General features: G+C 57.8%; 17 protein-coding genes and 6 tRNA genes. All 23 read left to right on the top strand.

Translation table 11 applies throughout. The features are described 5' to 3' along the window. Window positions 1-70: 70 nt before the first annotated feature. A complete protein-coding gene (locus PMW70_RS04355) occupies window positions 71-1,108 on the top strand; it encodes an ABC transporter permease (RefSeq protein ID WP_117635931.1) in 1,038 nt (345 codons plus the stop codon). Window positions 1,109-1,122: 14 nt separating this feature from the next. Continuing rightward, a complete protein-coding gene (locus PMW70_RS04350; protein ID WP_117776113.1) occupies window positions 1,123-2,058 on the top strand; it encodes an ABC transporter permease in 936 nt (311 codons plus the stop codon). Window positions 2,059-2,060: 2 nt separating this feature from the next. After that, the gene (locus PMW70_RS04345) at window positions 2,061-3,152 is read left to right on the top strand and encodes an ABC transporter ATP-binding protein (RefSeq protein WP_117766059.1); all 1,092 of its coding nucleotides are present in this window, start codon (window positions 2,061-2,063) and stop codon (window positions 3,150-3,152) included. Further along, the gene (locus PMW70_RS04340; RefSeq protein ID WP_006236139.1) at window positions 3,153-4,181 is read left to right on the top strand and encodes an ABC transporter ATP-binding protein; all 1,029 of its coding nucleotides are present in this window, start codon (window positions 3,153-3,155) and stop codon (window positions 4,179-4,181) included. It abuts the gene before it with no gap. Window positions 4,182-4,777: 596 nt separating this feature from the next. Beyond that, window positions 4,778-4,867: transfer RNA gene (locus PMW70_RS04335), tRNA-Leu, on the top strand. Between the two features lie 59 nt (window positions 4,868-4,926). Next, window positions 4,927-7,272, top strand: coding sequence for a GAF domain-containing SpoIIE family protein phosphatase (locus PMW70_RS04330; protein ID WP_117655656.1), 2,346 nt, complete (start codon window positions 4,927-4,929; stop codon window positions 7,270-7,272). Window positions 7,273-7,350: 78 nt separating this feature from the next. Further along, window positions 7,351-8,097: an anti-sigma factor antagonist gene (locus tag PMW70_RS04325; protein WP_055286928.1), complete on the top strand. Its 747-nt coding sequence runs from the start codon at window positions 7,351-7,353 to the stop codon at window positions 8,095-8,097. 105 nt (window positions 8,098-8,202) lie between these two features. Next, a tRNA-Gly gene (locus PMW70_RS04320) sits at window positions 8,203-8,278 on the top strand. A 34-nt stretch (window positions 8,279-8,312) separates the two neighbouring features. Further along, window positions 8,313-8,386 (top strand) — tRNA-Cys (locus PMW70_RS04315). A 42-nt stretch (window positions 8,387-8,428) separates the two neighbouring features. Beyond that, window positions 8,429-8,504 (top strand) — tRNA-Gly (locus PMW70_RS04310). Between the two features lie 523 nt (window positions 8,505-9,027). Then, entirely contained in the window at window positions 9,028-10,761 is a 1,734-nt protein-coding gene (locus PMW70_RS04305) for a glycoside hydrolase family 13 protein (RefSeq protein ID WP_271743991.1), read from the top strand. 141 nt (window positions 10,762-10,902) lie between these two features. Beyond that, window positions 10,903-10,978 (top strand) — tRNA-Gly (locus PMW70_RS04300). A 3-nt stretch (window positions 10,979-10,981) separates the two neighbouring features. After that, a tRNA-Val gene (locus tag PMW70_RS04295) sits at window positions 10,982-11,056 on the top strand. Between the two features lie 296 nt (window positions 11,057-11,352). Beyond that, window positions 11,353-11,841 (top strand): 4'-phosphopantetheinyl transferase family protein, encoded by a 489-nt coding sequence (locus tag PMW70_RS04290; protein ID WP_271743990.1) that lies wholly within the window; start codon window positions 11,353-11,355, stop codon window positions 11,839-11,841. Window positions 11,842-11,870: 29 nt separating this feature from the next. Further along, complete coding sequence (locus PMW70_RS04285) at window positions 11,871-12,488, top strand: TetR/AcrR family transcriptional regulator C-terminal domain-containing protein (protein WP_117779246.1); 618 nt, start codon at window positions 11,871-11,873, stop codon at window positions 12,486-12,488. A 322-nt stretch (window positions 12,489-12,810) separates the two neighbouring features. Next, the gene (locus PMW70_RS04280) at window positions 12,811-14,097 is read left to right on the top strand and encodes a thiolase family protein (protein WP_271743989.1); all 1,287 of its coding nucleotides are present in this window, start codon (window positions 12,811-12,813) and stop codon (window positions 14,095-14,097) included. 38 nt (window positions 14,098-14,135) lie between these two features. Further along, window positions 14,136-14,558 (top strand): Zn-ribbon domain-containing OB-fold protein, encoded by a 423-nt coding sequence (locus PMW70_RS04275; RefSeq protein WP_117583871.1) that lies wholly within the window; start codon window positions 14,136-14,138, stop codon window positions 14,556-14,558. A 116-nt stretch (window positions 14,559-14,674) separates the two neighbouring features. Continuing rightward, the gene (locus tag PMW70_RS04270) at window positions 14,675-14,908 is read left to right on the top strand and encodes an acyl carrier protein (protein ID WP_055251381.1); all 234 of its coding nucleotides are present in this window, start codon (window positions 14,675-14,677) and stop codon (window positions 14,906-14,908) included. Window positions 14,909-14,913: 5 nt separating this feature from the next. Beyond that, entirely contained in the window at window positions 14,914-15,921 is a 1,008-nt protein-coding gene (locus PMW70_RS04265) for a phosphate acyltransferase (RefSeq protein WP_271743988.1), read from the top strand. A gap of 3 nt (window positions 15,922-15,924) precedes the next feature. Beyond that, complete coding sequence (gene buk / locus PMW70_RS04260; protein ID WP_271743987.1) at window positions 15,925-17,037, top strand: butyrate kinase; 1,113 nt, start codon at window positions 15,925-15,927, stop codon at window positions 17,035-17,037. A gap of 74 nt (window positions 17,038-17,111) precedes the next feature. Further along, window positions 17,112-18,311, top strand: coding sequence for an MFS transporter (locus tag PMW70_RS04255; protein WP_117583874.1), 1,200 nt, complete (start codon window positions 17,112-17,114; stop codon window positions 18,309-18,311). 100 nt (window positions 18,312-18,411) lie between these two features. Then, on the top strand, window positions 18,412-18,879 hold the full coding sequence (locus tag PMW70_RS04250; RefSeq protein WP_117583875.1) for a hypothetical protein: 468 nt from the start codon (window positions 18,412-18,414) through the stop codon (window positions 18,877-18,879). A 568-nt stretch (window positions 18,880-19,447) separates the two neighbouring features. After that, a complete protein-coding gene (gene nrdD / locus PMW70_RS04245; protein WP_117779251.1) occupies window positions 19,448-21,670 on the top strand; it encodes an anaerobic ribonucleoside-triphosphate reductase in 2,223 nt (740 codons plus the stop codon). Window positions 21,671-22,022: the final 352 nt, after the last annotated feature.

The following is a 22,022-nucleotide window of genomic DNA, read 5'->3' as shown; positions in this document are numbered from 1 at the left end:
ATGGTAATTTTGGGATGCCGGTCTGGCGATCGGCATCCCATTTAGGTTAATCCCTAGATAGGGGAGTGGTATGGGTAAGTACATCGTTAAACGTGTGCTTCAGTTCATCCCGGTATTTTTGGGCGTTACGTTGATTCTGTTCGCCCTCCAGAATATTGTGCCGGGAGACCCGATCAAGCTGATCGGTGGAGACAAGGCTCTGTCCCCCGAGGTAGAGCTTCAACTTCGCGTGCGCTATCACCTGGTCCAGGCGGACGAGGACGGCAACGCGATCCTTGACGAGAACGGCGATCCCGTTCCAACGTCGCTTGTGGACCAATACTTGAATTACATGAATGGTCTGCTTCATGGCGATCTGGGCAATTCGTATCAGCGCAAGCTGCCGGTTGCGGAAATCTTTGCCCAGAAGTATCCGTATACGGTTAAACTCGCCGCGTGCGCCATTGTGCTCGAGGCAATCATGGGTATCGGTGCGGGTATCATTTCGGCGGTAAAGCGCTATTCCTTCTGGGATATTTTGGTAACGCTGACCACGTCGATCCTCGTTGCCGTTCCTGCATTCTGGCTCGGTATGCTGCTGCAGCTGTTCTTTGGCGTCATCCTTAAGGATGCCACCGGCGGCGCATTCTCCATGCCGATCTCGGGTGCCGGCGGCTCCAGCTCTCAGTATCAGGATTGGATGCACTATGTGCTTCCGACCATTACGCTGGCTTCGGTTTCGACCGCCTATGCTGCCCGCATCATGCGCTCGCAGCTACTCGACGTCATGAATCAGGATTACATCCGCACGGCAAAGGCCAAGGGTCTCTCCAATCGCGCGATCATCGTCAAGCATGCGCTTAAGAATGCACTCATCCCCGTTGTTACCTATATTGGTGTCGACTTCGGCGGCATGCTTTCGGGCGCCATCCTGACCGAGACGGTCTTTAACTGGCCCGGTATCGGCTCTGAGGTCTACCGCGCCATTAGCATGCGCGACTGGCCCATCGTTATGGGCGGCGTTACGCTCATCGTTGTCGTCGTTATGGTGATCAACCTTCTCGTCGACATTAGCTATGCATTCCTCGACCCGCGTATCCGCCTCGGCGGTCCGTCGGATAAGGCCTAAGGGAGGTACGTCTCATGCAGGAAACTGATTCTCAGTCTCAGGAGCAGGCTACCGCCACCAAGGCCGCATCTGCTCCCGCCAAGTCCCGCACGCTGTGGGGCGACGCTTTCAAGCGTCTTCGCAAGAATAAGCTCGCCGTTATCGGTATCTGCTGGATTATCATCGTCGTTTTGGTTGCCTTGACCGCAGACCTGTGGGCTAAGCCCTGGCTCGGGTCGCCGACGGCTTCCGACTCGACTACCATGGCCGAGACTTCGCTGCTGGCTCCGTGTGCCGAGCACCCGTTTGGTACCGACGCCCTTGGCCGCGACATTCTCGTCCGAGTTATCTACGGCGCGCGCGTTTCGCTTTCCGTCGGTATTATGGCCACCGCCATCTCCACGGTGATCGGTCTGATCATGGGCGCCCTGGCCGGTTTCTATGGCGGCATCTGGGATACGATCATCATGCGCTTCGCGGATATCTTCCTGGCGTTCCCGTACGTGCTGTTCGTTGTCGCCATGATCGCCGTTATCGGCCGTGGTCTTCAGAATGTTTTCATCGCCATCGGTATTCTCGGCTGGCCTTCTATTGCACGCGTCTTCCGATCCGCGATCCTGACGGTCAAGGAAAACGACTATGTTGACGCTGCGCGCGCGATGGGTGCATCCGATGCTCGTATCGTCGTGCGTCACATCTTCCCGAACTCCGTTGCCTCCATCGTGGTCTACGCGACCATGAACATTGGTGGTGCCATTTTGACCGAGTCCGCTCTGTCCTTCCTCGGCATGGGCGTTATTCCGCCTACGCCTTCGTGGGGCTCCATGATTCAGGACGGTCAGCAGTATCTTCTGACTGCTCCCTGGATGATGATCATGCCCGGTCTGGCAATTCTCTCGACGGTGCTCGCCTTCACCCTGCTGGGTGACGGTCTGCGTGACGCCCTCGACGTCAAGATGAAGGACGCATAAGGATGAAGAAGAATAAGAACTATGTGGACCTGAAGGACCAGCCGGTTCCCGAGGGCCAGCATCTGCTCGAGGTCGATGACCTTAAGATGTATTTCCACACCGAGGATGGCGTCGTTCGCGCTGTCGACGGTGTTTCCTACACGCTCGATCGCGGCGAGACCCTGGGTGTCGTCGGTGAGTCCGGCTCCGGTAAGTCCGTGACCGCCATGACCATCATGGGTCTTATCTCGATGCCTCCGGGAAAGATTGAGGGCGGCGACGTTCGCTATCGCGGTCGTTCTATCCTCGAGATGACCGAGGAAGAGATGCAGCACATTCGCGGTAACGATATCGCGATGATCTTCCAGGATCCTATGACCTCCTTGAACCCGGTCTATAAGATCGGCAAGCAGGTGGGCGAGGGCCTTCGTCTGCACCGTGGCTACTCCAAGCAGGAGGCGCTCAAGCGCGCCACCGAGCTTTTGGACCTCGTGGGTATCCCCGAGCCCGAGAAGCGCGTCAATGAGTATCCGCACCAGTTCTCCGGCGGTATGCGTCAGCGCGTCATGATTGCTATGGCCCTTGCCTGCGATCCCGATATCCTGATTGCCGACGAGCCCACGACGGCTCTGGACGTTACCATTCAGGCTCAGATTATCGAGCTCATGCAGGAGATGCAGCAGAAGAACGGCAACGCCATTATCATGATTACCCATGACCTGGGCGTTGTCGCCGATATGGCCGACAAAATCATGGTTATGTACGCCGGCCGTCCCGTCGAGTTCGGTACTGCCGAGGAAATCTTCTACGAGAGCCGCCACCCCTACACCTGGGGCCTTATCCGCTCCATCCCGGAGCAGGCCATCGAGGAGAAGAAGCCGCTGACGCCGATTCACGGCAACCCGCCTTCGCTCATGAACTTGCCTGAGGGCTGCGTATTCTCTCCTCGTTGCCCCTATGCGACGGACAAGTGCCGCAAGCAGCGCCCCGAGCGCGTTGTCACCGAGTCCGGTCACTATTCTGCGTGCCATTATTCCGGTGACCCCGAGTTCCTCAAGAACGCCCCCGAGACGTCCCGCACGCGCAAAGATTCCAAGAAGGGAGGCGAGGCGTAAATGGCAGACAATAACGAGCGCACTCCGCTGCTGAAGGTCGAGCACCTTTCTAAGGAGTTCCCCGCAGAGTCCGGCATGTTCGCCAAGCGCTTCTCTAAGCGTGTCGTCTCTGCTGTGAATGACATTTCGTTCGAGATTTATCCGGGCGAGACCTTTGGCCTGGTCGGCGAGTCTGGTTGCGGTAAGTCCACCACGGGCCGCACCATCATGCGTCTGACCAAGCCGACGGCAGGTAAGGTGTTCTTCCAGGGCAAAGATGTTGCCGAGATGAGCAAGCATGAGATCAAGGACATGCGTCGTGAGATGCAGTTTATCTTCCAGGATCCTTATGCTTCGCTCAACCCTCGTATGACGATTGGTGAGATCGTCTCCGAGCCCATGACCATTCATGGTGTGGGCACCAAGGAAGAGCGTATCGAGCGCGTCCGTGAGCTGCTGGATGTCGTCGGTCTGAACCCCGAGCACATCAACCGCTATCCGCATGAGTTCTCGGGCGGCCAGCGTCAGCGTGTCGGCATCGCCCGCGCTTTTGCGCTGAAGCCCAAGCTGATTATCTGTGACGAGCCGGTATCCGCTCTGGATGTTTCCATTCAGGCCCAGGTTCTGAACCTGCTTAAGGAACTGCAGGACAAGTTTGGTACGGCGTATCTCTTTATCGCCCACGACCTGTCCGTCGTGCAGCACATCTCCGATCGCGTTGCCGTTATGTATCTGGGTAAGATGGTCGAGGTTTCGGATTGGAAGACGCTCTATAGCGAGCCTCACCATCCGTACACGCAGTCGCTGCTGTCTGCCGTGCCGGTGCCCGATCCGGATATCCAGAAGACCCGCAAACGCATCATCCTCGCTGGCGACCCGCCGTCGCCGCTGGATCCGCCGACCGGCTGCCGTTTCCACACGCGCTGCCCGATCGCGCAGGGCATCTGCTCCGAGAAGCTTCCTGAGTTTAAGGAAGTTGCCCCGGGCCACTGCTGCGCCTGTCACTTCGCGGAGCCGTTCCCGATCAAGGAATCGCACATCGACCTGTAGCCGGTTGTTATCGTCCGGGCCCGTGCTGGACTTAGTTTTTAGAACGTCCTCGACCATGGAAACCCCCTTAGCCTGCTCCTTCGGAGCTGCGGATAAGGGGGTTTCCTGGTCTGCGGAATGTTCTGAAAACTAAGTCCAGCACGGGCCCTGTGTTACCACTGTAGAGGGGTGAGATTCCTTGATCGCTCACTTAATCTAATAGGAAATTGAGCGAGGCCGGAGCTTTAGCTCCGGCCTCCCCATATAAGGGCTCGGCTTTGCCGAGCCACCAAATTTGCATCAGCCCCAGAACATGTTTGAGAACTGTGCTTGGAGTATGTGTTGGTAGGCCCCGAATCGGTGCTGCCTCCCGGCGCATTCCGCAGGGGGAGCGATATTTTGCAGCACGAAGTGCGCAGCAAAATATCGCTCATGCCCGAGGACGCGCCGGGAGGCAGCACCGATTCGGGGCCGGACATGCGGATCTACCTGCGCAATTACAAATTCGTAAACTTTTTTGAAAAAAGTGCTTGCACAGTTCTCGAATCATAGGTTATTATCTTCCTCGTTGAACGCGCGGGTCCAACAAAACGAAGCGCGAATCAACAACATAGCATGTCGGAGTGGCGGAATTGGCAGACGCGCTAGCTTGAGGTGCTAGTGACCGCTTTTTGGTCATGCGGGTTCAAGTCCCGCCTCCGACACCATCGCATTTGAGAAGCCTCTTTGGAGGCTTTTTTGTTACCGATAGACGGTGGGGTCCACGATGGAAACGCTTGAACGCAACGAGTGGGCAGACGTTGCCCAACTAGTCGAGATCACGAGCGATGCTGTCATCATCTGCGAGCTCGACGGAACCATTCTGCATGTGAATAATCGCTTACTTGGTTTGATGTGCGAGGAACGCGCCGACGTCATCGGTGGAGATGTTAAAGACGTCCTGTACTCGTCCTCTTTTGAACGTGCGACGGAACATCGTCTGCCATTTGAAACTGATGGCTCCGAGAACGAACTGATGCTCAAACTGAGTGACGGCTCTTTTATTCCCGTCTTGGTTCGTGCGGGCTCCGTAACGCCTCCACGCATCTTTGGGCGCCGCGCACCACGTGTCCTGGTGGCGCTTCACAGTATCGAGGAACAGTATTCTCACGACCGGCAACTCAAGCGTGCGTTATCGGAGCTTAGAGTGGCGAACAAGCGTCTCTCTGGCACGCTCTCGGTCATTATGAGCACTGTGGGCTCCGATGAGTTACCCAGCCTGCTTGATACCGTTTTGAACCAGCTTGTAGGAACGCTCGATGCTTCGGGTGCCGCTATCTATTTTTCTGAGAGCGGCGGCTTTAAGCTTCGCGGTGTTTCCAAGGAGCTGCTCGACAGCTACCTGCCCGAGTTTTTGCCGTATGGCGCTGGCATTCCGACGTATGTTCTTCGCGAGTCGCGTGCTTGTCGCTTGTCGATTCAACAGGACCTTGAGGGCGATAAGGCCGCCTCCGGTATGTTCATGGACCTGGATAATCGTTCTAAGCACCTGTTGCGCATGCAGGATATGCCTCCGTACCGCAGTGAAATCTGTCTTCCCGTTTTTTACGGTACGCAGATCCTTGGCGTGCTGGAAGTTGGTTGGAAACGCCCCCAGGCACCGCTCGCCTATGACGTTAATGTGCTCGAGGTCATTTGCGATTACCTGTCTATCCAGCTGGTCGGCATGGCATCGAGCCTTCGCTCCCGTCGCACGGCCGAGCTTGGCCGCTCGCTCAATGTCTTGCGGGATGAGTTGTTTACCTTTCTAGACGATTCCGCCGCGGCTACCCAGGCGGTATCGTCCGAGATCTGCAATATGCTCAACTGCCATTTTTGCCCTATTGAGTATGACGCCAGTCTGGATTCCTACGTCATAGATTTTGAAGGCGGCAGTCGCGTTGCTTTGCCGGACGATCCCGAGAAGCTTTTCTTTTCCACGACGGCGCCAGCGGCACGTTTGGGGGCTGCCCCTGATGGCTTTGAGGCATCTGTTTTGGGCGGCACGAGTGCCGAGGACCTTAAACACGTCCGTATAACTCGCGTTGACGAATCGATGCCTATGGGAGGCTGGCTTAGAGCGCATGGCCTGCCTTGCCAGGGTCTCTACGTCGACGCCGGCATCGAGGCGGGGCGCCCGCGCTCTGAGGGCGATGGCAAGCACAGTAACGACGCGATCGTTCCTGCTTCTGTTGCGAAGGGCCCGACGACGCGCGCGCTGCTGCTTCGTGATGGTAGCCAAGAGCCGATTGATGACCTTGAATATGATTACTTGGTGCACTTGGCTCATGACTTTGAACTGATCTATGAAGGCGAATCTCAAAAGCGTGAGGAGCGCCATATCGCTCAGACCCTCCAGATTGGCATGAGAAATTCACTGGGGGATGTTCCGGGAATCGCCGCCGATTCGGTGTACCTGTCGGCCACGAACTCGGCGTTGGTCGGCGGCGATTTCTATACGCTCATCCGTCTTCCCGACGATTGCGCCGTCATGATTCTGGGCGATGTGTCTGGCAAAGGCATTGAGGCTGCATCGATGTCCGCGCTCGTCAAGACGGCCCTGACGGCATATGCCTGGGAGGGCGCTGGACCGGCCCGCATGGCACGCTCCCTTAACAGCATGCTCATGGGCTTTTCGAGGGTCGAGACGTTCGTGACGGCCTTTATCGCCAAGATTGACCTTAAAGCCGGACGCGCAACGTATTGTTCGGCGGGCCATCCTCCGACCATGGTCATCAGGCCAGAGTCGATGCCGCTGGGTGGCGGCGAGGCCCGTGGGGGGGAGGTCGAGCTGCTTGGATGCCAATCGGGGGTAATCGGTGCCTTTGAGAGCATGGTATACGAGACAGGCGTGTTTACGTTCGCTCCTGGTGACATGCTATTTATGTACACCGACGGAACAATCGAAGCGCGTGACCGCTCGGGTGCTTTCTTTGGCGAGCAGCGCCTTCGCGACCTTCTGCTCTCTGTCTCGGGTGAGGGCGTGTCGGGCATTTGCGGCAAGGTCTTGGGCGAGCTTGACCGATTTACCGAATCGGCGCTGGACGATGACATTGCATTGGTGTCCCTTGAGTTTTTACGGGGTCGTTCATAGACGACGCTGGGCGGGCTGAATCCGTACGGTTGGGGAAACGAATGCATCGAGTGGGCTTTTTTGGGGAATCATGGTCGTATGAATGAGTGGAATGACATAGCGGTTTTGACGCCACCAGGCGATATCGACATCGCCACGGTGCCTGCGCTGCGTCGGCGGTTGGATGCTTTGATTGGCCGCGGCGTGCGTCGTGTCGTCATCAACTGTCAGGCTGTTAGCTTTATCGATTCGACGGGCTTGGCATTCCTGCTTACGCGCGCTCGTGAGCTCATGAGGCGAGAAGGCCTGCTTTCGCTCGTCAATGCATCGGGTGAAGTTGTTCGCTTTTTGGAGATTGCTCGGCTTGTCGATATCCTTCATGTCGCGGGGCCGGCACGGGAGTCTATTCCCGCCATTCCGGTGGGGGAGCTGCCTCGCTGGAGTAAGAGCGTCGAGGTCCGTCAGGGTATCGAGAATCTTCCATACTACCGACATCGCATCGCCGAACTCCTTGAATCGCTTCCGTTGCGCCGTGACGAGCGCTACGATGTCGCATTGGCGTCGGGGGAGGCGCTGGGTAATGCCTATGACCATGCGGGCGGTATCGGGTGCGTCCTGACGGTTCAGGCCTATGGCGATCGCGTTGTGGTTGAGGTGCTTGATCGAGGTGCCGGCTATTCTATCGATGAAACGAGCGAACCGGTCGCATCAGAGGAGCGCGGCCGTGGTATCAAGCTTATGCGTATGCTCGTCGATAACGTGGAGGTTGCTCGTCGTACGGACGGCGCCGGCACGCGCGTGCAGATGGTGAAGCTGTTTAGCGGAGCGCTGGAATCGTGTGCCTAGCCAATCGCTTTAGCGCGTTTAGCTACTAAGAACATGCGGCAGACAAGTTTTTTGAAAAAAGTACTTGCGTCTTTTGGACAACTCGCGTAAATTAATAACCCGCAAGCGGACATGGCTCAGTTGGTAGAGCACAACCTTGCCAAGGTTGGGGTCGCGGGTTCGAGCCCCGTTGTCCGCTCCATTGCATTTCCGGACCGTTTAGGCGGTCCTTTTTCGGCGAAGTGGCCAAGTGGTAAGGCAGAGGCCTGCAAAGCCTTTACCCCCGGTTCGAATCCGGGCTTCGCCTCCAGGCAACATCCGGGCGCTCCGGCGCCCGTTTTGTTTTAAATATGCGGACATGGCTCAGTTGGTAGAGCACAACCTTGCCAAGGTTGGGGTCGCGGGTTCGAGCCCCGTTGTCCGCTCCAAACGTAACAGCCCGACTACTACGGTAGCCGGGCTTTTTCGTACCCGGCGCATGGGCTCGAACCCGAGAGGGAGCGAGCGTTAAGCAAACGCGGAGCGTTTGTAGCGAGCTGGCGAGGACGCCGGCAGGCGGCCGAAGCCGGTGCGGATCCGCGAAGCGGATACGCGGACGCCCCGTTGTCCGCTCCAACTATCTTACGCGGTTCTAACGAACCGCGTTTTTTGTTGACGCTGCGCGAGCCCCGGGCACCCCATCTTGCCCCTCAATCGTCGGTCGCGTACATAGAGTACGCTTCCCTCCTCTTTCGCGGCAACCTGGGGCACCCGGAGCCCGCTCGCTGTCGTGGCCGGGGAAGTGGGTTTTCCGTTCTTTTCACTAATCGATTGATTCGCCCCAGGAGGCTCGAGCCCGTGAGGGAGCGAGCGTTTTGGGGCGTGGCTGTGGCGTTGTTTGCCGCGAATGTCCGCTTTGGGCGTATCATCGTGGGCATCTCGCAAAACCTCGTTGCAAGGGAGTCGCACCCCATGGCTACAGAAAAGTCCTCTTCGCGCCCATGGATGTCCGATGCCGCGATTTATCAAATCTACCCGCGCTCGTTTAAGGATTCGACTGGTTCGGGTCTGGGCGATATCGCGGGCATTACCCAGCAGATGGACTATCTTGAGCGGCTGGGTATCGAGGCCATCTGGCTGAGCCCGTTTTACCCATCGCCTCTCGTCGATGGCGGCTATGATGTGGCGGACTACTGCGATGTCGACCCACGTCTCGGGTCGCTTGACGACTTCGATGACATGATCACTGCGGCTCACGCGCACGGCATCAAGGTCATCGTCGACATCGTGCCCAACCATTCGTCCAACCAGCACCCCTGGTTCAAAGCCGCTCTTGCCGCCGGCCCCGGATCGCCCGAGCGCGCCCGTTATATCTTCCGCGATGGTCGCGGCGAGCATGGCGAGCTGCCTCCCACCAATTGGAATGCCAACTTTGGCGGCCCCGCCTGGACGCGCGTCGCGGACGGTCAGTGGTATCTGCACATGTTTACGCCCGAGCAGCCGGACTTTGACTGGTCGTGCCCCGAGGTTCATGCGTTCTTTTGCGACGTCCTGGCGTTTTGGAGCGATCGAGGCGTCGATGGCTTTCGCATTGATGTGGCGCACGGTCTCGCCAAGGATCTCGACCGCGATGACCTCGACCGGTGGCATCTCGCCGAGGGCGATGACATGGTTGACGACGGCACCCATCCGCTGTGGGACCGCAACGAGGTCCACGAGATCTATCGCGAGTGGCGCCGCGTGTTCGACCGCTATGATCCGCCACGCAGCGCCGTTGCCGAGGCGTGGGTGCTGCCCGAGCGCCAGTATCTCTACGCGCGTCCCAGCGAGCTTGGCCAGACATTCAACTTTGAGTTTGCCAAGGCCACTTGGACCTATGATGACATGCACGCTGCAATCGAGGAGGGCTTGAAGGCAGCTATAGAATCCGATTCCGCCTCAACCTGGGTGCTCTCCAACCACGACGTGCCGCGCGTGGCGACGCGCTATGCCCTGCCGCAGATCAAGGCGACGCGCTACCACCAGATTGCGCTCGACTGGCTCTTACGCGACGGGTCGTCTTATGACGAGGACCGTGAACTCGGCGAGCGCCGCGCGCGGGCGGCCCTTTTGCTCGAGCTGGCGCTTCCGGGCTCGGCATACGTGTATCAGGGTGAGGAGCTCGGCCTTTTTGAGGTGGCCGATATCCCGTGGGCCGCACTCGAAGATCCTACTGCGACCAATACGCACGGACCGAAGCGCGAGAAGGGGCGAGACGGCTGCCGTGTGCCCCTGCCGTGGGTGGCGGCGGACGATCCCGCGCAGGGCGGATCGTTTGGGTTTTCACCGGCGGACGCCGATGCGGCGCCCCATCTGCTGCAGCCTGCATGGTTTTCCGATTACGCTGCCGATAGGGAAGAAGCGGACCCGACATCGATGCTTGCGCTCTATCGTGACGCCCTCTGGCTGCGGCGCAAGCTGCGCGGGCGCGCCAACGATCTTAAGTGGCTTGATCTTGACGGACGCACCGGCCTTGCGGATGGTGCCGAGGGCGCTGAGGGTGGCGTCATCGCCTATCGCCGCGACAACGGCTGGGCGTGTGTGACGAACTTCGGTGCAGCACCCGTGGAGCTGCCGGCGGGCAGGGTCCTGCTCACCTCATCACCGCTTGTAGACGGTAAGCTCGCGCAGGACAGTTCTGCCTGGATCATGCTCGCTGAGTTGTAGGGGCCTCTTGCGGCGAGTTTGCGTTTGCCTGTGCTTTCCGTGGTGGCTGATGTCTTTGCGAGGTTCGCGAGGGCGTCGCAAAACTTTTCAAAAAAAGTTCTTGCATAGGATGCGGGTATCACGTAAGATTAATCCTCGTAAGCGGACATGGCTCAGTTGGTAGAGCACAACCTTGCCAAGGTTGGGGTCGCGGGTTCGAGCCCCGTTGTCCGCTCCATTTGGGCGTTTAGCTCAGGGGGAGAGCGCTTCCCTGACACGGAAGAGGTCAGAAGTTCAAATCTTCTAACGCCCACCAAATGTTCGCAGCCCAGAGGCTATGTCCTCTGGGCTGTTTTGTTTTGGTCGCCAAATGGGTCGCCAAATCGTCGGCAAAAGGTACCTCGATTCATGAAAGAGCGGTTCTGAGCGTCAGTTTAGCCTTGTCATCTCAATCGAGTGGGGTTGACCATTTTGAACATAACCGTGCACCTCGTTGACGTTTCTGCGATCGATCCCGGCGAGACCGTTGATATGGCATCAATCGCGGGACGTTATGCCTCGCGTGCCTCCAATGGAGATCTCCCCATTGCGTCTCGGAGGGAAGCTGCGGGCGTGGGTCTGCTGCTTCGCGACGCCCTGGGTGTCTTCGACGACATCCAGCTTGCGCGTTCTGCTTTCGGCAAGATCGAGCTTGCGGATGGGGAGGCCCCCTCTATTTCCATTTCACATGGCGGAAGCGTGGCCGTCCTCGCTGTTTCCGATGTTGCTCGGTCGGTCGGAGGACCTATTGGCGTGGATATCGAGGCGGTCGATGAGATTGTACCTATTGCGGTTGAGCGTATGGCGAGCTCAAGGGAACGGGCGTGGATTGACGCTGCGGCAGATTCGCAGGAACGCGCCTTTCGGCTGTGTCGGGTTTGGACGCGTATCGAAGCCGTCCTGAAGGCGGAGGGGTCCGGCTTTTCAATCGATCCCCGCAAAGACGGGTTGCCGAGCGGATGGTTTACTTCCTCGGTGGTGTTTGGCCAGTGTGTCATCTCTTGTGCAGCGCGTTCTATGCCCCATATCGCCATTGAGGAGCATGCCTTTCGGGTAGCATAGTAGCCAATCGCCAACAGGGGAGGCCTTCTATGTCACTGAACGCTAAAAACGATATTGCTTCGCGGATCGAAGGCGCCGTCTTTGAACTTATGGCGACAACGCCTGTGCAATCGATTAAGGTCACCGACGTACTCCGTCTTGCCCATACATCAAAATCAACCTTCTATCGTTGTTACCGCTCTGTCGATGATGTGGTCAAGCGCTTTGAAGATGAGCTGCTCCAGAACATGCAAGACATTAACGACGTTGCCCTTGAGGCTCGTTTTGGTGATGCGCAGCTTGATCCCACGCCCACGATGATCAAGCGCATGGAAATCCTCAAGGCCAATCGCTCGAAAGTCCTGGCGCTTAACAGCGATAACGGTGATCCCGTGTTTGCACACAAGGCAACGATCTTCATGCATGACTATTTTCGCGATCGTTTGCGGTCGACGTTTTCAGATGAGACGGACCTCGATCTGTATCTTGCTTTTGCGCTTGCGGGCCACCATAACCTCATCCAGTATTGGCTCGAAGTCCGGCCTGACCTTGAGGCACGAACCGTTGCCGCCGCGCTCAATCGCATGTTCTACGCACCGCTCTTTGTCGACGATGCATCGCGCCATTGGCATCCGCGGATCCCTGATTTTGAAAAGCCGCTCGGGTGAGCGGCTGTTTTTTAGGGATGAACGGTTGCGCATGCAGTGAACTCAAAGCGTTCCAGCCCTATGAATCGGCTTTAAGCATAGTCATTTATCTGCTATTTGGAACGAAATTTAGCTATGCGTACCAAATGATGGGACACATAGCGGCATTTTGTCCCACGGCACCAAATAAACCACTCTTACTCTAAAGCTACGTTCAAAAGAACCACTGCAGTAGTTCAACGTGTGACGGCACAGAAAAGCCGCGAGCGCTCTCTCACCTTCGCTCGCGGCCGGACTGCGCCATCATTTCGTACACCTTCACATGATTAGGATGTGATATTCAGTGGTTACGCTCGGAAAGAACATGCGCAGCGTCTCGATTGTAGGCGTAGGCTGCACCCCGTTCAAGGATTTTGAGGAGCATCCCGAGACCCAGGGTATTGGCGAGGGCGAGGCGTTTGGCTATGCGGCCCTCGAGGCAATTGCCGATGCCGGTCTTGAGCCCCGCGATATCGACTTTTTCTATCACGGCAGCGCCAATCCCTATCTCGTTGGTGATTGCATTACCCCCAACATGCAGGTTGCCGATTGGTTTGGCGTTCGTGCCAAGGGTTCCGTCCATCATTCCGAGGCTTGCTGCACGGGCTACGTCGCCCTTGAGCAGGCCGTGATGGCAGTCGCCTCCGGTGCCTACGATGTCGTCCTTACGGGTGCCTGCGATTTGGCTTCGACCCTTCCCGTTGAGCACATGCCCTCGCATATTCGCCAGGACTTTACGCTCGACGTCATGATTCCCTCGCTCGATAAGATCTATGACCGCGCGTATGGTCGCCCGCTCGATGGTGCCTTTGGCGTGTCGTTCGACAACTGGATCAACGAGTATTCGATGCAGTACGACCTTACTGCCGATCAGATCGATGACGCCCTGAACGGCCTTACCAAGAGCCTTCGCCGCGGTGCCGTCCTGAATCCCCTTGCCTGGTACGAGACCACGGTCGAGGAGGATGCGAAGGCGGCTGGGTTCGATACCGCCGACGAGTATCTCAAGAGCATGTACAACCCGCGCGTTACGCAGTACCTGCGCGTTACCGGCTTTGAGAAGAAATGCGACGGTGCCGCCGCTGTTGTCGTGATGCCCACGGAGAAGGCCAAAGCCATGGGTGTCCCGTATGCACCTATCGAGGTTCTGGGCACGGGCGCCTCTGCCGTCGAAGCCGGCCTGCTTCACAACGAGCACTGGGCTACCGAGCTTGCTGCCAAGCAGGTCTACGACCTTACCGGCGTGAGCCCCGATGAGATCGACCTGTTTATGTGCAATGACTTCTTCCTGGCTTCCGAGATCGTCTCGGCCGAGGAGTGCGGCTATATTCCGCGCGGCGAGGCTTGGAAGTATGCGATCGATGGCCGCACCGCTTTTGACGGTGATAAGCCCATCAACCCGCACGGTGGCCGTTGCAACTTCGGCCACGCTCATGGCGCATCCGACATCGCCGATATCGTCGAGGCCGTTAAGCAAATGCGTGGCGTCGCCGGTGCAACCCAGATGAAGAAGGTTCCCGAGACGGCCTTCCTGCGCGGTTTTGGCGGTTCTCAGAATGTGCGCTGCCAGATTCTTCGTACCGTCGCCTAAGCGACCGCGGTTTTCGATTTCCCATAAGGAGTATTCTCATGCAACTCAAAGATATGGAGCCCGTGGTCAAGAAGTTCTACACGGGTCTTGAAGAGGGCATCTATTGGGCACGTCAGTGCCCCGAGTGCGGAGCCGTCGAGTTTCCGCCTCACCTTGCCTGCAATGCCTGCGGCTACCACAAGACCGATTGGGTCCAGGTTTCCGGTCACGGCCATCTGATCGATTTTACCCTGCCTGGTCCGCAGAACGACAAGCCCTACCTCAAGGAGTATGGCAAGTACGCCTACGGCGCCGTCGATATTGACGAGGGTTCTCAGTACACCTACGTCATCTACGGCATTACCAAGAAGAAGGCCCCCGAGATCCGCGCCAAGCTCATGGCGGGCGAGACCGTTGGCGTCCATGCCAAGGTCATCGATCGACCGGGTTACAAAGAGCTCACGTTTGAGCTTGACGACTAGGCTTTCACACTAGGCTTTCACCCCTATAACAATTCGCTTCCTCTCTTAGGCCACGGCGGGACCCATGTCTCCAGCCCGCCGTGGCTACCCCTCTTTTTAATTAGAAAGGCACCATCATGAACGAAGAACTCACTCAGCAGATCTGCGATTTTGCCAAGTCCGCTTACAACTACGATGGCGATGTGACCCCCGAGACGACGTTTGAGACCCTGGGCAAGGGCTCGATGAAGATGATCGCCCTGACCTCCATGATCGAGAACGAGCTCGATGCCGAGGTCCCCGTTCGCGAGGTCATGGTCATGAAGACCATCGGCGAGCTTATCGAGCGCACTGCCGAAGAGATGGAGTAGCTGCCATGGACCTGATGCAGACCCTGCGCGAGCAGGCTGCCGCCAAGCCTATGCGCGTTGCTTTTCCCGAGGGCGAAAACGAGACCATGATGCAGGCGGTCGCAAAGATCGCCGCCGAGCATCTTGCCGAATGTGTGCTGGTCGGCGACGGCGGTAAGCTCAAGGAGCTTGCCGATGAGCGCGGCATCTCCCTTGACGGCATCGAGATTGTCGATGTGACCGACGAGGAGGCGAACGCCGCCTGCTGCGAGCGCTACCTTTCGCATCCGGATTGCAAGTTTAAGCCCAAGGGCGCCGCGCGCCGTATGACGCGTCCGCTTGAGCGCGCCCTGATTTTGCAGGTGCTCGGCGATGTCGACGTAATGTTCGCCGGCATTGATAACGCCACGGGCGATATTATCCTGGCGGGTCAGACCATCGTCGGCCTTGCCGATGGCGTCGATACCGTAAGCTCTTGCGGCATTGCCGATATTCCCAACTGGACTGGCGGCGAAGGCGGCCTTTTGGCTTTTGGCGATTCTGCCGTTTGCGTTGACCCCACGAGCGAGGAGCTTGCCTCAATCGCGATTTCGTCGAGCGAAACGGTGCGCTCGCTGACCGGATGGGATATCCGTTGCGCGCTGCTTTCGCATTCGACTGACGGCTCGATGGATAACGAGCTCGTCGACAAAGTGCGCCGCGCTCGCGAGATTGCCAACGATCGCCGTCCCGACCTTGCCATCGACGGTGAGTTCCAGTTTGATTCGGCGATTAACCCCAAGGTTGCGGCCAAGAAGGTACATCGTGAGTCCGCTGTTGCGGGTCAAGCCAACGTGGTCATCTGGCCCGATATCAACGTGGGCAATATCGGCGTCAAGATCATCCAGAATCTGACCGGTGCCAATGCCTACGGCCCCATGCTTCAGGGCTTCAAAAGGATCGTGTGCGATTGCTCGCGCTCTGCGCCCGTCGACGAGATCGTCGGCAACGTGGTGATGAGCTGCGTGCGCGCTCAGGCGCTTAAGGAGGCTTAGGGTATGTCCGATAAAAAGACTCCCTGGCGCGTCCTGGTAATCAACCCAGGTTCCACTTCCACAAAGGTGGGCGTTTTTGAGGGTGACGAGTGCAAGCTCAGCAAGAACGTTGCACACGACGCGAAGGACCTCGCCCAGTTCGATGGGGTTTCGGCTCAGATGCCGTATCGCTGCGATCTGATTCTTGGAGCACTGGGTGAGGCGGGCCTGAAGCTCGAGGACTTTGATGCATTTGTCGGTCGCGGCGGCGGCTTGCTTTCGCTGCCCGGCGGCACGTATGCCATCAATGAGGTCATGCTCGAGCATGCCCGCGTCGGTGCGAACGGTATTCAGCACCCGGCGCAGCTGGGTCCCCAGATTGCCCATGAGTTCGCTTCAAAGACGGGCAAGCCCTCTTTTGTGGTGAATCCTCCCGATACCGATGAGCTGTGCGACCTCGCACGTATGACGGGCATTAAGGGCGTGTATCGAAACGTGCACCTGCACGCCCTTAATCTTAAAGAGACCGCCATCCGCCATGCGGCAAAGCTCGGTCGCCCCTATGATGAGTGCAACTTCATCGTTTGCCATATTGGCGGCGGCATCTCTATCTCGGCTCATCTTAAGGGCAAGATGGTCGACGGCAACGACATCGTCGGCGGCGAGGGCCCCATGGCGCCGACGCGCTGTGGCTCGGTCCCCGCAATCGAGGTCGCGAAGTATACGGCGGAGCATGGTCTCGACGTTGCCCGCGCCCATTGCATGAAGACCGGTGGCTTCGTTGACCTTTTGGGTACGTCCGATGCCATCGAGGTGTGCGAGCGCGCCGCCGCGGGCGATAAGGCCGCGGCTCGCGCCTGGGATGCGATGGTTTACCAAATCTGCAAGTGGATTGGCGAGATGGCTTGTGTGCTGAAGGGCGACGTCGACGGCATCTTGCTCGGAGGCGGCATGGTCCACAGCAAGGAGCTCGTTGCCTCGATTGAGGAATGCTGCTCTTGGATCGCCCCCGTGTCGGCCTATCCCGGCGAGTTTGAGCTCGAGGCGATGGCGTCTGGCGCCTGCCGCGTGCTCGATGGTGTCGAGGAAGCGCTCGTGTACAGCGGAGAGCCCGTGTTCACCGGATTCAACGACTGATAGTGCTGTGTTTGGGGCGGCCGCTGGTGATGCCTGGCCGCTCCGACCCTTTTCTTTAAGTGTAAGGATGGATCATGGATAAAACCAAGATCAAGTACCTGGTGGGCATTTACGCAGCCGCCATGTGCATCATGGGCATGCTCGTGCCCGTTCCCATCGTGGCCTCTGTTGCGGCCGCGTTTCCCAACGAGAACATCGCTGCCGTTCAGATGATTATCGGCATCATCCCGTTGATGATGGCGTTGTCCGCCATGCTCGTCTCTTCACAGCTTGCCTCTCGCGTGTCCAAGAAGAAGACGACGCTCGTCGGTCACATTATCGTGATGCTGGCAGGCGCCTCGGTGCTGGTGTTCCACGACTCGCTCGGCCAAGTCTTAGCGGCTTCTGCTGTCATGGGCCTTGGTCTCGGTGCCGTGCAGAATTCAACGGACGCTCTTATCGCGGATTACTTTGGCGGAAAGCAGCGCTCGTTTGTCATGGGCATCTACTCCACTTTTGTTGCACTGGGCGGCATTATCTGGACGATGGTTTCCGGCATCTTGGGTTCTGCCGAGTGGTTCCACAGCTATGCGGCGTACTTCATCATGATCATTTTCATCGTAATCGAGGCTGTTTGCCTTCCTGAGGGTCATCTTGAGCCCAAGCGCGAGGTCAACGTGTTTGCCAATATGCCTAAAGAGGTCGCGATTATCACGCTCATGAGCTTTGTGTTCGTACTTACGTTCCAGCTCTTTAGCTCCAATGTCTCGCTGCTTGTCGTGGGCCGTGGCTTTGGCGGTACCGTGGAGGCCGGTCTTGCCTCTACCGTTATGACCGTTGCCGGTATTGCGGCTGGTCTTTTGGTCGGTCCGCTGTTTGCCAAGTTTAAGAACCTGGCTATGCCGATCGCGTGGGGCGTGACGCTCGTCGGCCTGGGCCTGACGCTGGTTGCGCCCGCCTTTATGGTGCTGTGCGTTGCGGGTTTTGTCGTTGCGCTGGGCAAGGAGACCTACGTGCCGCTGGAGGGCAATTTTGCCGCCGGCAACTCTGCCCCCGAGGGACGTGCGTTTAACCTCGCCATTGGCATGGCAGGTATCAACTTTGGCATGGCATTGTCTCCCATTGTGTTTGAGGCCGTGACGTCGCCGTTTGGTGCAACGATTGACCAGAAGTTCATCGCCGGCATGATCGTCTGTGCGGCTTGTGTCGTCTTTGGCGCCATTAAGTATCGCAAGCTCACCCCGGCCCAGCTTGCCGAGGCCGAGAAGATGGCGGCCGGCGGCGAGGCGGAGTAGCCGCTCGAGTAGTTGCTTTGCCGTACATCATGTTTTATCGGGGCCGCCGACATATGCCGGCGGCCCTCTTTCTATCAATGACTTTGAAAGGCTTACGGCTATGAAGTTACCTGTCAGGCGCGTTATCGGTATTCTCAACGGCTTCTTTAACCCGCTATTGCTCTGCGCGTTTCTCCCCATCATTGAAGGGGCGCCTGGCTTGGATCTGACGGGCCCCACGGGCTTTTGGGGACAACTCATCGTGGCCACGGTGATCGCCGAGGTTCTGAGCGCACTCCCGCTGTTTGGCAAAACGGTTGGTATGTGCCTGGACTTTTTTGGTTTTGAGCAGGGGAGTGCATCACACAAGATCGCCGGTACGGTCATCGGTGCCACGCTCCTTTTTATGGTGATCGGTTTTGGCGAGATTGCCTTCCAGGGAGGATTCGGAACGATTGAAGGCCGTACGTTCTTCGCGCGTTGGGCCGGCCTCGTCACAAAGGGATGGGCCTTTGTGGTTATCGCCGGCGTGCTGCTCGATCCCTTTACAGCGGCTCTCGGCCGCATGATGGTTCGCGAAGAGAGGTAATAGATCCTCGCCTATCGAATGCCGGCGGACGGGGCGCCGGGGCTGTAGTCTTCCGAGCGTTTACAGTCCTGTCGCTCCGTCCGCCGGCATTCGACCGCAACATGTTGGTCAAGCATAATCTTTTGGATTCTTTTGGCGTGAGCGGCTTGGTTTTGGTAGGATTTGTCAGCGGCGCGGTTGAGGGGGTTTCAAAACTGCCGTGCAGGTAGTCGAGCTGATAACGTTTTAGCACTCTGCCAAGAGCCCTTCATTTTTAATGCGTTTGCAAAATGACTAATTGCTTTGACCTGCTGAAACACTATATGTTGTGTTTGACCTAAAAAAAGAATACAGGATATAGATGCCTCTTTGTCGTATGATAGATGGCGGACAGAGAACGAAGACCTTAACTGCCTCTTTTGAACGTGTCCTTGAGCCGCTTGATCGGCTTCTGGGAATGTCCGCATGGAGGCTTATGGTTTATCGAGAACACAGATTGCGCGACGGCGCCGCAAGACAGGGACAGGCCCTGCCGGGCATCGTTTGGCTCTGAAGCGCAATGAGACTACGACGCGAAAGAGGCAAGAGGATGAAGATCATCAAGCGCAGCGGCACCGAGGTTGTCTTTGACATCGATAAGATCGTCAATGCCATCCGCGCCGCCAACTTGGAGGTCGAGGAGAGCTCTCGTCTAACCGACCGCCAGGTGGTTTACGCGGCACAAAACGTCGCCGAGGCATGCGAGAACGCGGGCCACACCGTTTCGGTCGAGGAGATCCAGGATTTGGTCGAGGACGAGATCATGCGTCTCGACTGCTACGAGGTTGCTCGCCACTACATCATCTATCGCTATGTTCAGAGCCTGAAGCGCCAGAAGAACACGACCGACGACAAGATTTTGTCGCTGATCGAGTGCAATAACGAAGAGGTCAAGCAGGAGAACTCTAACAAGAACCCGACCGTCAATTCCGTCCAGCGTGACTATATGGCCGGCGAGATTTCCAAGGACCTGACTCAGCGTGTGCTGCTGCCCCAGGAGATCGTGGATGCCCACAATGAGGGCCTGATCCACTTCCACGATTCCGACTACTTTGCCCAGCACATGCATAACTGCGACCTGGTGAACCTGGAGGACATGCTCCAGAACGGCACCGTTATCTCGGGCACGCTGATCGAGAAGCCGCACAGCTTCTCGACTGCCTGCAACATCGCGACGCAGATTATCGCCCAGGTTGCTTCCTCCCAGTACGGCGGCCAGTCTATTTCGCTGACCCATCTCGCCCCCTTTGTTGAGGTGAGCCGTCAAAAGATTCGCGGCGAGGTTGCCCGCGAGCTCGAGGAGCTCGGTGTTTCGGCATCTGCCGAAAAGGTCCGTGAGGTCGTTGAGGACCGTCTGCGTGACGAGATCCGTCGCGGCGTCCAGACGATTCAGTATCAGGTCGTGACCCTTATGACCACAAACGGCCAGGCGCCGTTTGTGACGGTCTTTATGTATCTCAACGAGGCTCGCTCAGCGCAGGAGAAGCACGACCTTGCCATGATTGTGGAGGAGACGCTTCGTCAGCGCTATGAGGGCGTTAAGAACGAAGCCGGTGTGTGGATTACCCCGGCATTCCCCAAGCTTATCTATGTACTCGAGGACGATAACGTTCACGAGAACTCCCCGTACTTCTACCTGACCCAGCTGGCTGCCAAGTGCACCGCCAAGCGCATGGTGCCCGACTACATCTCCGAGAAGAAGATGCGCGAGCTCAAGCTGTCTAAGGGCGAGACCGCCGGCAACGGCGATTGCTACACCTGCATGGGTTGCCGTAGTTTCCTGACGCCCGACCGTTCGGGCAACGGCTTTAACAATGTCGCCAACGCGCTGAACTATGACCCGACCAAGCCTAAGTACTATGGTCGCTTCAACCAAGGTGTTGTGACCATCAACCTGCCCGATGTCGCGCTGAGCTCGCATCAGGACATGGACAAGTTCTGGAAGATCTTCGATGAGCGCCTTGAGCTGTGCCATCGTGCCCTGCTGTGCCGTCATGAGCGCCTGATGGGCACGCTTTCGGATGCCGCGCCGATTCTTTGGCAGTACGGCGCCCTGGCGCGTCTGAAGAAGGGCGAGACGATCGATAAGCTGCTCGTGGGCGGCTATTCCACCATCAGCCTGGGGTATGCCGGCCTGTATGAGTGCGTCAAGTACATGACGGGCCACAGCCACACCGAGAAGGAGGGCACGCCCTTTGCCATGGCCGTCATGCAGCGCATGAACGACAAGTGCGCCGAGTGGAAGGCCGAAAGCGATATTGACTTCTCGCTGTACGGTACCCCGCTTGAGTCGACGACCTACAAGTTCGCCAAGTGCCTGCAGCGTCGTTTTGGCATCATCCCGGGCGTGACGGACAAGGGCTACATCACCAACAGCTACCACGTCCACGTGTCCGAGGAGATCGACGCATTCGACAAGCTCAAGTTCGAGGGCATGTTCCAGCAGCTTTCGCCGGGCGGTGCCATCTCCTACGTCGAGGTTCCCAACATGCAGGACAACCTCAAGGCTGTCATCCGCGTGATGCAGTACATCTACGACAACATCATGTACGCCGAGCTCAACACCAAGAGCGACTACTGCCAGGTGTGCGGCTACGATGGCGAGATCAAGATTGTCGAGGATGACGGCAAGCTGGTGTGGGAGTGCCCCAGCTGCGGCAACCGCGACCAGGAGAAGATGAATGTCGCCCGTCGCACGTGCGGCTACATCGGTACCCAGTTCTGGAACCAGGGTCGAACCGAGGAGATCCGCGACCGCGTGCTGCATCTCTAATAGTCATTCCAGACCGCCCCGTAGCGAGGCCCCGGACCTTTACTCGCTATTTCGGACAGTCCTGGCTCACGACGGAGGCGCCACTGGCGCCTCCTGTTCGTGCGGAACTCATATCGAGCAAAGGTCCGGGGCCTCGCTACGGGGCGGCCAAGTTGATGTAGCTGAGATGCAGCACGCGGTCTGCTCACTCCTCGAAGTTCTTAGCGGAAATAATTCGAGCTGCAGCTGCGATTTACTTGCGATGGCGGTTGAGCCGCAACCCAGTTTTTATTGGACCTCGAACCCTATACTCGATGTTCGCTTCGTTCATTGAGTTGCCTTTTGCATGAGGCCGGGACATATCGTCCCGCCC

The sequence above is a fragment of the Collinsella aerofaciens genome, from assembly GCF_028209625.1.
Taxonomy (GTDB): Bacteria; Actinomycetota; Coriobacteriia; order Coriobacteriales; family Coriobacteriaceae; genus Collinsella; species Collinsella aerofaciens_AM.
The sequence above is the reverse complement of the archived record's forward strand: the minus strand, read 5'-3'. Positions and strand labels throughout refer to the sequence as shown.

Excerpts from the sequence above, each read along its gene's own strand:
- PMW70_RS04305 (WP_271743991.1), top strand. The coding sequence starts at position 9,028 with ATGGCTACAGAAAAGTCCTCTTCGCGCCCATGGATGTCCGATGCCGCG.
- PMW70_RS04355 (WP_117635931.1), top strand. The coding sequence starts at position 71 with ATGGGTAAGTACATCGTTAAACGTGTGCTTCAGTTCATCCCGGTATTT.
- nrdD (WP_117779251.1), top strand. The coding sequence starts at position 19,448 with ATGAAGATCATCAAGCGCAGCGGCACCGAGGTTGTCTTTGACATCGAT.
- PMW70_RS04270 (WP_055251381.1), top strand. The coding sequence starts at position 14,675 with ATGAACGAAGAACTCACTCAGCAGATCTGCGATTTTGCCAAGTCCGCT.
- PMW70_RS04285 (WP_117779246.1), top strand. The coding sequence starts at position 11,871 with ATGTCACTGAACGCTAAAAACGATATTGCTTCGCGGATCGAAGGCGCC.
- PMW70_RS04330 (WP_117655656.1), top strand. The coding sequence starts at position 4,927 with ATGGAAACGCTTGAACGCAACGAGTGGGCAGACGTTGCCCAACTAGTC.
- PMW70_RS04275 (WP_117583871.1), top strand. The coding sequence starts at position 14,136 with ATGCAACTCAAAGATATGGAGCCCGTGGTCAAGAAGTTCTACACGGGT.
- PMW70_RS04250 (WP_117583875.1), top strand. The coding sequence starts at position 18,412 with ATGAAGTTACCTGTCAGGCGCGTTATCGGTATTCTCAACGGCTTCTTT.
- PMW70_RS04265 (WP_271743988.1), top strand. The coding sequence starts at position 14,914 with ATGGACCTGATGCAGACCCTGCGCGAGCAGGCTGCCGCCAAGCCTATG.
- PMW70_RS04345 (WP_117766059.1), top strand. The coding sequence starts at position 2,061 with ATGAAGAAGAATAAGAACTATGTGGACCTGAAGGACCAGCCGGTTCCC.
- PMW70_RS04340 (WP_006236139.1), top strand. The coding sequence starts at position 3,153 with ATGGCAGACAATAACGAGCGCACTCCGCTGCTGAAGGTCGAGCACCTT.
- buk (WP_271743987.1), top strand. The coding sequence starts at position 15,925 with ATGTCCGATAAAAAGACTCCCTGGCGCGTCCTGGTAATCAACCCAGGT.
- PMW70_RS04255 (WP_117583874.1), top strand. The coding sequence starts at position 17,112 with ATGGATAAAACCAAGATCAAGTACCTGGTGGGCATTTACGCAGCCGCC.
- PMW70_RS04350 (WP_117776113.1), top strand. The coding sequence starts at position 1,123 with ATGCAGGAAACTGATTCTCAGTCTCAGGAGCAGGCTACCGCCACCAAG.
- PMW70_RS04325 (WP_055286928.1), top strand. The coding sequence starts at position 7,351 with ATGAATGAGTGGAATGACATAGCGGTTTTGACGCCACCAGGCGATATC.